The organism is Acidiplasma sp. MBA-1, from assembly GCF_000949015.1.
Classification (GTDB): domain Archaea; phylum Thermoplasmatota; class Thermoplasmata; order Thermoplasmatales; family Thermoplasmataceae; genus Acidiplasma; species Acidiplasma aeolicum.
In genome coordinates this window covers 32,551-48,075 of record NZ_JYHS01000005.1, presented here as the reverse complement: position 1 = coordinate 48,075, position 15,525 = coordinate 32,551, and the positions used below count along the sequence as shown (strand labels likewise).

Sequence of the window (15,525 nt, the reverse complement as noted above, 5' to 3'; positions counted from 1 at the left end):
GCAGATAAAATTTTAAGTTATTTGGAAAGGCAATCCGAATACTGTGAGGTAAGATTTATACAATCCAGTGAGAATTATTACCATTATAATAATGGCAAGTATACAGGGTCCGGCCTTTCTGAGGATTCTGGATATGCTGTAAGGGTTCAAAACGGATCAATATCCATGGGGTTTTTTAATGATGACAATTTTGATGCCATAAGGGATAAACTTGATGCTGTAATAAAAAAATCCAGATTAAAGGGAAAGAACAAAATTGACCAGGGTGGTGGCACAAGGGATGCATGGAGGGAAAATGGAAAAAAAGCAGTTACAGATTTCCCGGATTCTGAAAAAATTGATATTTTAAAATCAGCAGATGCCTTAATGGATAATGCCGGTGCCAGCCTAAGAATGAACGCCCTTCATGATAGGCAAATAAAACAATTTTATATTAATTCATCAGGAACAGAGATTAATTCAGAATACTCAAGGATATACTATGTATACAATGCTGGAGTCTACGATTCAGGGTCATTTGAGGAGACATATAATGAATTTGGCTATACCGGCGGATATGAGAATCTACTTGAACTAAATCTGGAAGATATAATAAAAAAGGATATTAAGTCAATTCAGGGTGCAATAAGGTCCCACAGGCCGGAGCCAGGCAAGTACGATGTTGTAATAGGGCCGGATATAAGCGGTATAGCCGCACATGAGTCTGCCGGCCATCCCATGGAATATGACCGTATTTCAGGAAGGGAGTCCGCACAGGCAGGCGAATCATTTATAAGGCCTGATAATTATCCTCTAAAAATAGGAAGCAGTGCAGTGAATATCATAGATGATCCCAATGTTGCAAAAAGCTTCGGCTATTATAAATATGATGATGAGGGAATTAGGGCCAAAAAAAGGTATTTGTATAAAAACGGGTACACATCAGAATTTATTTTAAACAGGGAAAGTGCGGGATTAAACAATTCAAAGTCAAATGGCGGTGGCAGGTCCTCAGACTGGGATATGGAGCCACTTGCAAGAATGAGCACAACCTATCTTGAGCCTGGGGATTATACATTCGATGAATTAATAGAGGATATAAGGAATGGAATATACATAAAAAATTATACCGAATGGAATATAGACGATATAAGATTTAATGAAAAATATGTTGGCAGGGAGGCATATATAATAAAGAACGGCAAAATTATGGAACAGGTTAGAAGGCCTGTGATAGAAACAAACACAGTAAAATTTTATACATCCATGGATGCAGTAGGAAATGATTTAAAATTCAGTGCCGGCATATGCGGAAAGGGAGACCCCGAGCAGGGTGTTGATGTCTGGATGGGAGGACCCCATGCAAGGCTCAGGAATATGTATATAAAGTGATTCCCATGGATATTTTATATATATCAAAAAGACTTGCCGAAATCTGTGATGAGTATTCAATAATTGAATTAAGAGATGATACCGAGGAATTGAGGTTTTCAAATAACACCATGGACATATTTAACAGGTGGTTTGATTCAGGAATAAAGATATTTGCATCCAGGGGAAAGAAAATAGCAGAGGCATCATTTAATGCAATTAACCTAAACTATGATTATATAATAGACAGAATAAAAAGGATGCTGTCAATAAGCCCTGATTACATTTCATATAATGGTATTAATCCTGAGAAAAATGATTATAATATGGAAATAACAAACTTTGAAAGGAGGGACATATACGATATTTCACAGCAGCTCATAGACGCATCATTAAAAAACGGTGCTGAAAGGTCTGCAGGTGTAATTTATCAATCATATGAAACGGTTCATGTTAAAACACCTTACAATGATGAAAAATTTTCAAGGCCCGGAATGGAGATTGTTTTGAGGTCCTTTAAGGGAAATTTATCAGGCCAGGAGAACTATCATTTTGGCCCCGGTTCAATTAAAAATATTGATCCCTACAGCATGGTAAATGCTGCAGTTCTTCCACTGCAGTCACAATATGATAATCTGGATATTCCTGAGGGGAAATATGATGTTATAATGTCCCCAAATGTAATTGGAAATCTTCTTTCATACAGCTCAGGCTTTTTTTCATTTTTTAACATAGAATCAGGAAGCAGCCCTTTTAAGAATATGCTGGACAAAAATGTGGCCTCAGGTTATGTTAATCTAAGCGATGAGCCCGCGAATATAAATGGCATTGGTTTCAATCCTGTTGATGATGAGGGCACACTGACAAAGAATCTTGAAATAATAAAAAATGGTACACTTAAAACATACCTGCATTCATATTCCACTGCCATGGAGGCCGGCACAAAAACCACAGGAAATGCCGGGATAATATATCCACATGCATGGCAGCTGCACATGCATGGTGGGAATAATAAATTTGATGATATAATTAATTCTGTTGACCATGGAATATTTATAAATAATGCATGGTACACAAGATTCCAGGACGAGGAAAATGGAATATTCTCAACAGTACCAAGGGACGGTGTATTTCTTATAAACAATGGAAAAATTAGCAAGGCCATGGGTGGAATAAGGATAAGTGATTCAATACCCAATATACTTAAAAATATTAAAAAGGTTTCATCTGAGGAAAAGTATGTAAAATGGTGGGATGAGATATCGCCATCAATCATGCCCTATGTTCTTGCTGAGGATGTTAACATTACAAAAGGGTTTTAATTTTCTTAAATTGAAATACCTAAATAATTTGCAAATAAAGTTTTATAGCAATAAACAATCCTAGTTTTATGCTTATTACATCAAGGGCATTTGTGGAAATATCCGTTATTATCATCCTGCTTCTGACAGCCGGCCTTACCGCAGTTATTTTTATGAAATATCAGAAAAATCATGGCCTGCACCTTTTGTACTGGGGGCTGGGCCTTCTTGTCTTTGTTGTTTCAGTATTCCTTGAGCTTTTAATGGCTGCGGGGATATTCTCCAGATTTTTAATAGATCTATACCTGTTTCTGGTTGCAATACTTGTTGATTTCCTTGCCATGGGGTCATTTGCACTCTTTGGGAATAAAAAATACCTTAATTATTATTATTTATATACAGGACTTGCATCCATATTTTTGCTTATTACACTGATAATATATCCGGTTGGGAAAATTATAATACACCATATTGTTTTTGGTCCACTCCCATTGATGGTTGTGGTTTCCTCATCGTTTGTAAGTTTTCCGGCAGCGTTTTTCATCATTTTAATAGCGGCATTAAGCTATAAAAAATCCAGAAACATAAAACTCCTGAGCATAATTGCCGGGGTCATTGTTGTAAGCATTGCCGGAACACTTTACATAGCGGCAATACCTGTATTTCTTTACTATGCTGAATTCATAGGGATACTGCTCCTATGGATAGGCTTTAAATAAATATTATTTGTGGATAAATTTTTACACCATTGTTCTTAATTTTGCCTTGTCAATCTTTCCGACACTGGTCATTGGCATTTCTTTGATTATCCTGAAACTTACCGGTATCCACCATTTTTTTATATCACCTGAGTCAACTCTTAAATCCATAAATTCCCTAAGTTTATCAAGATCTATTTCCCCTGAAGCCTTAATCCATGCCACAGGTCTTTCTCCCCATTTCTCATCATTAATGGAGGTTACAGCACATATATCAATTCCAGGAAATTCAGATATTATTGATTCAAGAATTGATGTTGGTATCCATTCCCCTCCGCTCTTTATTACGTCCTTAAGCCTGTCCAGTATTTTTATGCCACCACTGTTAGTTATCATGGCAACGTCACCTGTTTTAAACCATCCACCATTATATGGATTCTGCTCCTTTATATTCAGATATTTTCCCGGAAGCCATGGGGAACTTATCCAGAGTTCACCCATGGTATTGTTTTCAAGTATCTTGCCGGAGCTGTCCCTTACAGACGCCTCAACCATTGGAACAGGATGCGTAATGGAACGCAATGATTCCAAATCACCATCATTGCCCAGTGATATTGATGCTGCAAGCATATCTGTCCCACCATAAATGGTGGAAAATTTTATGTTTTTTGCCCTGAGCCTGCTGGCAATGCCGTTGCTTACCGGTGATCCACCTATAAGCATCTTGATTCCATTTAAATCATCATTAACATCATGGGATATGAGATCATAAACCATTGTTGGTACAGCATTGATCCACGTAACCTTATTTCTCTTTATCATGGAAATAACATTGTCAGGGCTATATTTTCCTGTTAAAACATAGCTGGACCCAAGGTATGCAGCATGAAATGCTGAACCCCAGGACCATATGTGGTAAAACGGTATTAATGAAAGAATCGTATCATTATGGTTCAGTGATGCGGGGGATGGAAACATGCCAAGCTGGTAAAGTATGCTCATGGCACCGTTTACAGCCTTTTCGCTGGTATATAAAACCTCCTTGGGTTTTCCAGTTGTTCCTGAGGTAAAAAGTATTGAATAATCCTCATTACCAGATATTTCCCTTTCATATGATGTATCAGTAATCAAAAGATCATCAAAATTTTTATAATTTTGATCCGGACCAATAGAAATAATGTGGTCTTTTGGCATCTCCCTTCCAATGCCTGCATTAATGAAATCCTCTGAGGCAAATATATACCTTGCCCCTGACTCTCTAATAGTTTCCATAACCATATTCCATGGAAGCTTAATATTAACAGGATAAATTATGGATCCGGTCATTGCAGCAGCATATAAAAGTTCCAAAAATTCAAGAGAATTGTAATCTGCCACCGCAAATACCGTCCCCTTGGATATGCCCATTTCATTCATGGATGTGGATATTTTTAATACATTACTGTACAGTTCCCGGTATGTGACTGTTTTTTCTCCTATTACCTTGTGCTCTGGAAACAGGCTGTAGGCCCGTTTTAAAATATTAATTACGTTATAACCATACGCCATTTTATCACCTGTTTTTAATCAGGCGTTCACGCCGTTCTATATGTATAAGTGAATCAGATAATGGCAGCGCATCATTATCATAGTCCTTTTTCTCCACATACCTTCTAAAATATAGCTTACCGGCCGTGATAAAATCATTATTCCCAGTTTTATTGCCCATGTAAATTAGAAGAATGCTGGCCATTGAATTGCCAATTAAATCCATTAAATACTTTGCATGGAACTGTGACTCCATATCATCCATGGATAAAATCCTGTCAATGGATTCATTAATAATGCTATAGCATGAACTGGCAATGTCCCTGCCATCCTTAATTTCATTAACCATTCTATTAAAGTCCTGAAGCATTTTAATGTGTGCCTCCTTCCTCTGGATTGCCTCGATCATATCAAGTGCCTGTATGTTGCTTGCACCCTCCCATATGGGTGTTATTAAGGCCTCCCTGTGCCACCGTTCTATTGGAAACTCGGACAAAAATCCTATACCTCCATGAAGTTCAGTGGCCATCTCTGTAATAATTGAAGATGACTCTGCCGTAATGTTTTTTACAATATGCGTCATTAACCTCGTATAATTATAATCATCATCATATGGTGGTTCAGATTTTATCGATTTATTAAAGAGGTCAATGGTTTTAAATGTCAGTGCAATCGAACCCTCCAAAAGTACCTCCATGTCAAGCAAATCCCTTTTAATTCCAGGATGTTCAATTAGAAGTGATCCAAATGTTTTTCTCCTCATTGAATAATAATAGGCCTCTAAATAAGCCTTTCTTGCTATTCCGCATGCCGCTGCAGCATTATCAAGCCTTGAAACCATTAGGTCTTCGGTTATATAATAGATTCCGCGACCTGCATCACCAAGCATCTGGGCCTCAGATCTGTTTAGTTCAACCTCACCGGATGGCACACTCTTTGTGGCGCTTTTTTCCTTGAGCCGCCTGACATGGTAATTTAGATCACCATTAACATTCCTTCTTGGCAGCACAAAAAGTGATAACCCCTTTGCACCATGGTTTCCATCATGAAATGCAGATGTTAATGACACATCGGCAAGGCCTGCATTGCTTGCAAAGTATTTATCTCCGGTAAGGTACCATAGATTATTTTTTGATTCCGCCACTGTTTGATTTGCACCCAGATCGCTACCTCCCTGTATTTCGGTAAACCATGTTGCACCAAGCATTATATTATCTGAATCACCAACAAGGCCAGAAACATAATCATTGAAGGCGCCATTGCCATACTTGTGCAGGGCATATGCGGTTTGATGTGTAAGTGTTATGATGCAGTATATTCCCGGATCTGCAACAAGATAACCCATTGCATAATGTTCTATTATGGGATTTCCATGAAAATATGGTTTATTAATGCCAAAGTCCTTAATCAGCCTTTCAATGGCCTGCCTCTCCATGGTATCTATAAGAACGCTATCTATTCTATTACCGTCTATTCCCCACATTTTAAGTACCGGTGGTGATATTTTATCTATATAATCTGTAATTTCATAGAGTTCCTTTCCGGCATATAAACCCAGCCGGTCAAGGTTTAATCTTTTTCCAGCATAAAATTCAAGGATTTCCTGGAATGGCTTATCTATTTCATAATGGTTCATCCCATAAATATTTGATATATGACTGTATGTATCGTCCATAATAATTTAAATGCTTATAGATATATAAAAATATTTAAAAAGAATAATGTAAGACCAGATACATCAAAATAAACAGAGGGTATGTTTAATCAGGTTAAAATTATTTAAAATTATTAATAATATAGGTAAAAATATTTTATATGTTTATAATGATTTGAGTAATGCAGAACAGATGTTATGCAGTGGAATTATGAAACCAATATATGAATAATGAATTACTGGAGAGGCTGGAATTTTTGTTTTTGTTTTCCAAAAATCGTGATAAACTTAAAATGATTATAATTGGTTTTATTATCATATCCCGAATTGAGTTCCTATATAAACATTATAATATAGAAAAGAGAATTAAAGAAAAGGTGAAGTTAAACAATAAAAAATTAAAATATATAATAAAACAGAAAAAAAAATGGAGAATCATCAACTAAATTGGCATTTATTTACAATGTTTCAGCAAGGTATATCAATAAAATATATTACAATTATTTAAAATATGGAAAGAATACATTATACAAGACAGGAAGAAAAACCAAAATTATAGATAAAGATATAGAGAATTTAATAATAAAAATAAGGTATAATTATCCATTATCAGGTCCATTGGTCATAGAGAAATACCTAATAAAAAAATGGAATTAAAATCTCACATAACATTATATACAAAATATTATTGAAATACAGTATGGTAAATGAGGATTTAAATAAGAAGAACCAGAGAAAGTATGTAAAGTATGAAAGAGAATATTCTAATTCATTATGGCATATAGATTGGTCTGAATACAATAAAAAAGAGAAATTAATAATAATAGAGGATGATGCATCTCGATTTATTGTAGGATTTGGTGTATATGAGGAGGAAACAATTGATAATACAATAAATACATTAATAAAAGCAATAGAACTATATGGTAAACCCAAAGAAATAATAACAGACCATGGAACTCAATTCTTTTCCAATGGTAAAAACAGTATTACTGGAGATAAGAATAAGTTCCAGCAGTATTTGGATGATAATAATATAAAGCATATACTGGCAGGAATAGATCATCCCCAAACAAATGGTAAATTAGAAAGGCTAAATTATACAATTAAATCATTAAAACCCTATTTTACAACATGGGATGAGGTTGTATATTATTATAATTATAAGAGAAGGCATATGTCATTATGTATGGATGAAAGGCCTGTGGTAACACCATCAATGGCATATGAAGAAAAGGGAGGTAAGTTATATGAAAAGCAATGAATTTATTAGGGAACTCATTTCAGGATATCACAAATCCTTAGGATAATTAAAAAATTAATATAACTAATAATATTATCATTTTAAATTTATTATAATTATAAAATAAAAAATTTTAAATGTATGAAAGCATTAACATATCATGGATAACCCTAATGACCTGTTATATATATTAATATATGCTAGGGGAAAATCGCTAAAGGATAATGAATCCATACCAACAAAAATACACCTTCAAAAGGAGATATTCCTTCTTCAAAGAAGATATCCTTTTACCGAATTAAATCATAAATATAATTTTATACCCTTATATTACGGTCCATTTTCAAAACAGGTTGCAGCAGATCTCAATGCAGGAATAGATTCGGGATTAATAGCATGCGATAATGTAATATTGCTTACACCTAATGGTTTCAAATATGCATCTAAAATATGGAATTCACTTAACGTGGATTACAGGAAAACAGTAATACAAATTAAGGAAGAATTTAATAGAATGAATACTGATCAATTAATAAATTATGTATATGATTATTATCCAAAATTTGCAAAGAAGTCCGCATTAAAAAAGGAAAATGTAGATAATTATTTTAATACCTTCTGGAATGAAAATCAATTATCAGATAATTATTTTGTTGAAATTGTGCGTAAAAGTAGGGAGAATAGTGCTGAGAATAGTTATTGATACTAATGTTATACTTGCAATGCTGTATAGCCATAAATCCATCAATATAAGTCCCTCAAGGAAGATATATGATTTATTAGTATCAGATCAGCTTGATGCATATTGGTGCGACATCTTTTCTGGAGAAACTATTAGAATAGCAAGCACTGATCCAAAATTAAGTAAAGTTAAACCACCTTATTTTAACTCAAGATTTGAAGAAATTTTAAATCACATGAATGATGTAAAAATGGATGATATAAATAAAGTTAAACTATCATTAAACTGGGATCCAAGAGATAGGTACAAAATAAATGAAAATGATATTTATCTGGCTATACTTGCGGCTATCACCAAATCTAAATATATAATAACTAATGATAAGAAATTTATTGATGCATTTAACAATACGTTTGAGAATTCAACTGCGCTGGCATGTAATCCCCATAAATTTATTTCTATTGAAAATTTTTTATGAACCATTAATATATTTTTTATTTATACACTTGCATTTACCAAATAACATTTCATTTCCTTCAGAGTAATATGTAACAATAATTATTTTCTCAATATATTTATTTTCTTCATTATTAAGCTGAAATAGATAGACTTAAATATTAATTTCTATTAATATTAGCCGACAATGTATGACGGAGATAAATATTAACCCGGACAATTTAAATGTTAACCCTTTACCAAAATGGTGCTTGACAAGTTTTAGGGTTACCAATTTTAGGTCAATAATAGACTCTGGATATATCGACATAAAAAATAGGGCTACAGTATTAATTGGATCTAACAGGGCTGGAAAAAGTAGCCTTTTAAATGCACTTGAAAAATTAAATTATGATGAAACATTTAATAAGTTTGATTTAACGCAGCTTGGAGATATCAGCTTTAACTATATGAATAAAAAAATTACAGGAGATAAAATTAAAATTATTGAGGCAAAATTCTCACCTGTAAAGAGGAGTGATGATGATGAGATTATTATAACAAAGTATTACGATTCATCATATCATATAAAGCAGGGTTCAAAGGAATATGATATTAATCTAACCTCTGACATTTTTAATTATGTTGATAAATTAGAAATAATAGCACATGAACTAAAAAACCCGGATATATTATCCCAGATACTTGGGAACATTAAGGAAATTAAAAATATGCTTGATAATGGATTGGATTACAATAAAATTTTCATGATACTTGACACAATTAAGGCAACTGTACCAGATGGACCATTAAAAAGAGATATAACGCAGGCAGTTGACGATTGCCTGGCCCGGATCGCAGGCAAAGAAATACCGGAGCCATTAAAGAGCATACCACGATTTGTATATTTCTCAGCATATGAGAGGCTTGAGGATAAGGTAACGCTTACGGAATTAAATGAGAATCCTGATGAGCATAAGACGTTTATTAATCTGCTAAAAATGGCACAGATTAACATTAACATTATTGATACACTTGACGTTGACCAGAAAATTGCATATTTTGAAAAGGCAAGCAGCATAATAAGTAAAAAACTCTCTGATGTATGGGGCGAGAATGAGGGAAAGCTTGAAATAAGATATGAAAACGGTAAAGAGCCCATGCTTCTAGTCATGATTACCCCGGAGACGACAAGAAACTACCTTGTGCCACCAAGCATGGAAAGTGATGGGTTTCAGTGGTTTTTAAGTGTATTTATAAATTTAAATGCAAGTACAGATGGAGATTATCATAATTCATTTTTGTTGCTTGATGACCTTGGTGTTCTTCTACATCCGGGGAAACAGAAAAATTTTCTTGAATTCCTGAGAGAGTCTTTACCTGTAAATATATACATAATTTATACCACACATCTACCATTTTTTATTCCTCTTGACATACCTGAGAGCATTCTGCTCCTATCAAGGGTTGATACATCCACAAAAATTTTAGACCTTATGAATCTCCAGGATGATTGGAAAGATCAGCGTGATGTCCTTGCACCTGTAAGGGCCGCACTGGGCTATGGTATTCTGGATTCATTTTTTGTAAATAAAACGATTTTCTTTGTATCGTCCATAGCAGATCAGATAATACTCAATTTTATCTGGGATAGATATAATGTTATAAAAAACAATATAAAGAGCAAAGATGTCGCATTTATCGGCCAGAATGAGGATGATAGCATATATTCATACGCGCTCTGGGCACGTTATAATAATTTTCCATTCTATATTATTTTAAATGACAGTAAATATGGTCAATCATTAAAAGAGAAATTATCCAGAATGAACATAGATGAACATGTAAAATTAATACCATCAAAAATAGGTGTGGATGAATCAACAGTGGAGGACTTCATTGATCCTGATATTATCGCAAAAGCCTATGTAAAACACCATAAAATATACAGTGAGGATCAGTTACAGTATTTAACCTCAATATTAAGGAATAGAAAGGGTGTTATTAGAATATTAAATGAATACTCAGAAAAAAATAATATTGATTATGATCGTTCTGGTACGGCAAATGAAATAATAAATTTATTAAAATCTGGTAATTACGATTCACTGGTTATTAATTTATATAATATTGTTTTCCCATTTATTGTTGAGGAGGATTACTCTTACCATTCCATGGAAAATGCTATTACAAATGAAAAAGCCGATAGCGAGAAGGGCACTAGCAAATCATCAGGCAGTATAGGCGGTGGTTTCATTTCAAAATTATTTTCAAGGAAGATCAAAAATATAAAAAATACAATCCCGGGTTATAGTGAGAAAAATTATGAATTTTCCTTTGAATCGGAGGGAAAAATATTAAGCATAGCTGTTTCCAGTGGAATAGCACTATTATCTGATCAACGTGGGCTAAAAAAAACCATGCTTTTATCTAAAATCATAAAATATGCTAAGAATAATAACAGGCATATTATTATACTTGCAACATCAAGGGAAAAGGATATAAGAGACCAGTTAAACATTGATTATACTGATACTGAAATACTGGTTCTATCACCGGCATATTTCAGGCAGAGGTTGGTAACTGATGTTGGCCAGGCAATGACACTTGCAGGAAAATTATATGTTGAAATTAAAAATAGTATAAAAGAAATAGATAATTCATTAATTATAATGTATAGAATAGATGATGTAATTCCCATACATAAAAAGGGCAACAGTATAATATACGAGAATGAATTCTGGCGTGTATTTTTCCAGTTCATGAATTCAATAAATAAACAGCAACTTTTGCTGCTCACTGCAGATAATGAACTTTATACAGAGAATATTTTAATGTATGTTAATACAATAATTAAAACGAAAGTTGAGAATAATTATATTGATGTTTCAATAGAAAAAAATACGATTTAATATGAAAATAAAAAACATTGGAATTGTTTTGGTAATATTTATAATTCCCGTGATTATTACGTATTTTACAGTAAATAATATATATTTTATCTGGCTTAACTATTTACTATGGCTTGGCATTTCCATCGGCATTTTTACATTTTTGGTTTTTTATGGTAATTATAAAAATTCAAAGGATTATAATATCCACAACAACGATGTGTCAATTTCAATGCATGTAATGGCATGTGTTACAGCATTCAATGAATCCCCGGAGATGGTAAAAAGAACATTGATTGCCGTAAAATCAGCATTGAATAATTATGGCGATTTATATTTATTGGATGATTCCACAGATTATGGTATATCAATGTCTCTGAAAAAGTTCTGTTTAAATAACAATATTTATTACGTACACAGGTTAAATCGCAGGGGTTACAAGGCCGGTGCAATCAATAATGCATTATTCACCTATGGTTATAAATACAGCCTTATATCCATATTTGATTCAGATCAAAGACCTGTTCCTGACTTCTTTCTAAGAACTTTTCACTATTTTAATGATAAAAATGTGGCTTTTGTGCAGGTACCACAGTCTTATACAGAGATTAAAACATTAATTTCCCAGGGTGCAGCAGCGCAGCAGATACCGTTTTTGCACGTGGTTATGAGGGGAAGAAATAAAACATCAGCATTCAGCCTGGGTTCCGGAACAATTTACAGGATAGATGCATTGCTGGAAGTTGGAGGTCTGAAGGAAGACACGGTTACAGAGGATATTGCAACATCTGTAATGCTCCATGACCGTGGGTATGAATCGGTATATGCAGATTTCTTTGGTATATGGTATGGTGAACCGCCTCAGGACGCACTGGCATATGTGAAGCAGCAGGGCAGGTGGTCTTTGGGTGGTTTTCAGCTATTACCCACTTTACTGAAAAGTAATTTAAAATTCAAACAGTTTAATGATTATTTATCAGGATACCTATACTGGCTTAAATCAGGGCCTATAATGCTTATGATGCTTATTGCACCGATAATTTTCTTACTCTTCAGAATCGCATTTTTAAATGTGAATTTATATATGTACATAGTAATTTATTATCCAATACTCCTGATAACTGTAATAACATTTATTTATACTATGAAAAATACACGGAACTATAACATTAAATCCTTTTACATACATCAGTGTGTAGAAATCCTAGCGTTCCCATATATATTTGTATCGTTTATTAATGCCATCTCCAGAAAAAAGAAGCCGTTTAATGTTACACCCAAGGGAGAGGGAAAAAGCAATGCAAAGATAGCAATACCCCAGATTATTATTTTATTTCTAGAAATACTTGCAATATTTGCCGGTATATTATGGTATTACAGCACTAATAACCATTTATTGAAAATTGCGATAATATTGAATGTTGTTTGGTCAGCCTATTTCAGTATATTCCTTGCAGGTTCCATATTAATGGCAGTAAAATCAAATTCAGATAAATCATCAAACTTAATAGATCATGAACACTTTTACAAATCAATTTAACAGAAATGTTAATTTTAATGAATTCCGTATTCTTAATTGATAATCGTAGAGAAACATTAAAATTATTAGAAAATGAATACAATAAAAACTAGAAATTAATAATAATTGATAATAATAGAGGATGATGCATCAAGATTCATTGCAGGCTTTGGTGTTTATAATAGGGAAACAATCGATAATACAATTAATACATTAATAAGGGCAATAGAATTATACGGCAAACCATTAGAAATACTTAAAGATCATGGAGCACGGCTCTTTTCTAATGATAAGAATAGAATCACAGGGAGCAATAATAGGTTACAGCAATATTCGAATAATAATATAAAACATATACTGGCAAGAATGGATCATCCTCAAACCGATGGAAAATTGGAGATATTAAATTATACAATTAAATCATTAAGACCTTATTTTACAACATGGAATGAAGTTATATATTATGATAATTGTGAGAGAATGCATGATTCATTGTCATTTGGAGATGATGTCGTCATACCTGCAATGGCATATAAATCTAAAATGGTGATAAAATGAAAATGTATAGGTTATAAATTATATAAAGGAAATATTAACAGGACAGAACAAAACCTTATTATGACATAAATCGCTAAATATCTGCATTTTATTTTAGTGGTAATGTCTCTAGGTAGTCTAGTAAACCATCAGTACGTGACTTTATAGATAATCTACATTCAGACGTTTCTGTACTGGCAAATGTTTTATTTTCCCATAATTTTATAGCAGGGTCACCACCACCACATACAGAAAAATAATCACATGTATTTTTACACATCGTAATTCCCGTATCAATATCCTTTTTAATTTCTTTGAACTTTGGATTATCAAAAATTATTTCTAACGAGTTGATATTCAGAATATTGCCAAATATAAAATTATTATATTTGTCATGGTATTCGGTTGCCAAATCTGGAGTAAACGTTGATATATTACCCTCACTATCAATAGTAATTATTTTTAGAGGCTGCGATGCATCCCGTATTGTTTGGGATCCATTTTCTATAATTAACCTTTCCATATCTTCCCATCTAAAAAATATTTGTTTTCTGGATTGTTCTCTTAATTTTAATAATTTATAAATGAATAGTCTAAATTTATTATAGGCAACACTTGAGCTTAAACTGATTGTTTTATTAAATCCATCTATACTTACGGGATTCAAAGAAACATTTTTTATATCATTTTCTTCATAAAATTTCCATATTTCTTCTGGATAGTTTAACGCCTCGGGAGTTAAAGTGGTAATCACATGAAATGGGTAATTTTCTTTGTTTAATAGCTCTATAGATTTTACTACTTTATCAAATGTACCGTTACCTCCTCTATCTGTTCTGTATTTATCATGCACGAATTTAGGTGGATCTATACTTATTCCCACACTAATATCCCATTTTTTAAATAAGTTTATCCAACTACTATTTATAAGTGTTCCGTTTGTTTGAATTCTATGATAAATTTTTAAATTGAATTTATTTAAGGATTTAATTATTTCGAAGGATTTTTCATAAAATTCAATTGGCAATGTCAGAGGCTCACCTGCATGCCAAACAAATGAAATATGATCTCCTAAATTTTTGCTAGACAATACAAGCTTTGCTGTTGCAATTAAAATCTTTTCATCCATTATTTTTCTCTTATTTCTTTCTGTTTGAGGGAGATAACAATATTCGCATGAAATATTACAAAAACTTGTTGGTTGTAAAATAACAAATGTGGGGTAATAATCCGAATGCTTTATGTAGTCCCCCATATCCTTTCCCATTTTGTTCCATCTGGCCAGGCGTCTTTATCCCATGCCTTTCTAATATAATCTGCTTCTTTATTATTTAAAACAGGACAAAAATTTATTCTAGGAGCAGCCATAATTGCTTCCATTCTACGTTTTACACTTCTCCCTCCACAATATTCTATTTCTATCATAAAATATTATAATATAACATTATTTAAAGATTTCTATTTCAATGTATAATGTGTGATATCCTCACATGAATTCCCTAATAAATTTATTGCTTTTCATATCACTTACCTACATAATACAGGTTGCGTACCATATTTTGTGTAAATATAAATCCCCCTGTTAATAATGAAGTAATCATTAAATAACTGGAGAAATATTTATTTTGAACCACAGAGGTAATAAAATGTGTAATAAAACAATATAAACATATGGCATATTGAAGAAA

At 33.0% G+C, this 15,525-nt stretch carries 11 protein-coding genes and 2 pseudogenes; 9 read left to right on the top strand and 4 right to left on the bottom strand.

Annotation, left to right across the window (positions count from 1 at the left end; genetic code table 11):
- Positions 1 to 21: 21 nt before the first annotated feature.
- The 3 genes from TZ01_RS07960 to TZ01_RS07950 all read left to right on the top strand — a co-directional run bounded on the left by TZ01_RS07960 (position 22) and on the right by TZ01_RS07950 (position 3,370).
- Positions 22 to 1,371: a TldD/PmbA family protein gene (locus TZ01_RS07960; RefSeq protein WP_231563449.1), complete on the top strand. Its 1,350-nt coding sequence runs from the start codon at positions 22 to 24 to the stop codon at positions 1,369 to 1,371.
- A 5-nt stretch (positions 1,372 to 1,376) separates the two neighbouring features.
- Positions 1,377 to 2,672, top strand: a complete 1,296-nt coding sequence (locus TZ01_RS07955) for a TldD/PmbA family protein (RefSeq protein WP_052656863.1) — start codon at positions 1,377 to 1,379, stop codon at positions 2,670 to 2,672.
- A 68-nt stretch (positions 2,673 to 2,740) separates the two neighbouring features.
- Positions 2,741 to 3,370 (top strand): hypothetical protein, encoded by a 630-nt coding sequence (locus TZ01_RS07950; RefSeq protein WP_048102310.1) that lies wholly within the window; start codon positions 2,741 to 2,743, stop codon positions 3,368 to 3,370.
- 21 nt (positions 3,371 to 3,391) lie between these two features.
- On the opposite strand, the gene TZ01_RS07945 is transcribed toward TZ01_RS07950, so the two are convergent.
- Positions 3,392 to 4,897 carry an AMP-binding protein gene (locus TZ01_RS07945; RefSeq protein ID WP_048102307.1) on the bottom strand — a complete coding sequence of 502 codons (1,506 nt, stop codon included), beginning with the start codon at positions 4,895 to 4,897 and terminating at the stop codon, positions 3,392 to 3,394.
- 4 nt (positions 4,898 to 4,901) lie between these two features.
- On the bottom strand, positions 4,902 to 6,551 hold the full coding sequence (locus TZ01_RS07940) for an acyl-CoA dehydrogenase family protein (RefSeq protein WP_048102306.1): 1,650 nt from the start codon (positions 6,549 to 6,551) through the stop codon (positions 4,902 to 4,904).
- 356 nt (positions 6,552 to 6,907) lie between these two features.
- Here TZ01_RS07940 and TZ01_RS09465 point away from each other — a divergent pair.
- From TZ01_RS09465 to TZ01_RS07905, 6 genes and pseudogenes are all read left to right on the top strand, one after another.
- Positions 6,908 to 7,794 (top strand): annotated as a pseudogene (locus tag TZ01_RS09465) (DDE-type integrase/transposase/recombinase).
- 139 nt (positions 7,795 to 7,933) lie between these two features.
- The gene (locus TZ01_RS07925; RefSeq protein WP_048102304.1) at positions 7,934 to 8,476 is read left to right on the top strand and encodes a hypothetical protein; all 543 of its coding nucleotides are present in this window, start codon (positions 7,934 to 7,936) and stop codon (positions 8,474 to 8,476) included.
- A complete protein-coding gene (locus tag TZ01_RS07920; RefSeq protein ID WP_048102303.1) occupies positions 8,457 to 8,933 on the top strand; it encodes a PIN domain-containing protein in 477 nt (158 codons plus the stop codon). Before TZ01_RS07925 ends, TZ01_RS07920 begins: the two co-directional genes overlap by 20 nt.
- A 229-nt stretch (positions 8,934 to 9,162) precedes the next feature.
- The gene (locus TZ01_RS07915) at positions 9,163 to 11,802 is read left to right on the top strand and encodes an AAA family ATPase (RefSeq protein WP_231563448.1); all 2,640 of its coding nucleotides are present in this window, start codon (positions 9,163 to 9,165) and stop codon (positions 11,800 to 11,802) included.
- Position 11,803: 1 nt separating this feature from the next.
- A complete protein-coding gene (locus TZ01_RS07910; protein WP_048102301.1) occupies positions 11,804 to 13,321 on the top strand; it encodes a glycosyltransferase family 2 protein in 1,518 nt (505 codons plus the stop codon).
- Between the two features lie 105 nt (positions 13,322 to 13,426).
- Positions 13,427 to 13,858, top strand: a pseudogene (locus TZ01_RS07905) (IS481 family transposase); the annotation flags it as partial.
- Positions 13,859 to 13,946: 88 nt separating this feature from the next.
- On the opposite strand, the gene grrM reads toward TZ01_RS07905, so the two are convergent.
- Together grrM and TZ01_RS07895 are read right to left on the bottom strand one after the other, a co-directional pair.
- Positions 13,947 to 15,104, bottom strand: a complete 1,158-nt coding sequence (grrM, locus tag TZ01_RS07900; RefSeq protein WP_048102299.1) for a cyclophane-forming radical SAM/SPASM peptide maturase GrrM/OscB — start codon at positions 15,102 to 15,104, stop codon at positions 13,947 to 13,949.
- Positions 15,077 to 15,262 carry a hypothetical protein gene (locus tag TZ01_RS07895; protein WP_048102298.1) on the bottom strand — a complete coding sequence of 62 codons (186 nt, stop codon included), beginning with the start codon at positions 15,260 to 15,262 and terminating at the stop codon, positions 15,077 to 15,079. Before TZ01_RS07895 ends, grrM begins: the two co-directional genes overlap by 28 nt.
- Between the last annotated feature and the right edge of the window lie 263 nt (positions 15,263 to 15,525).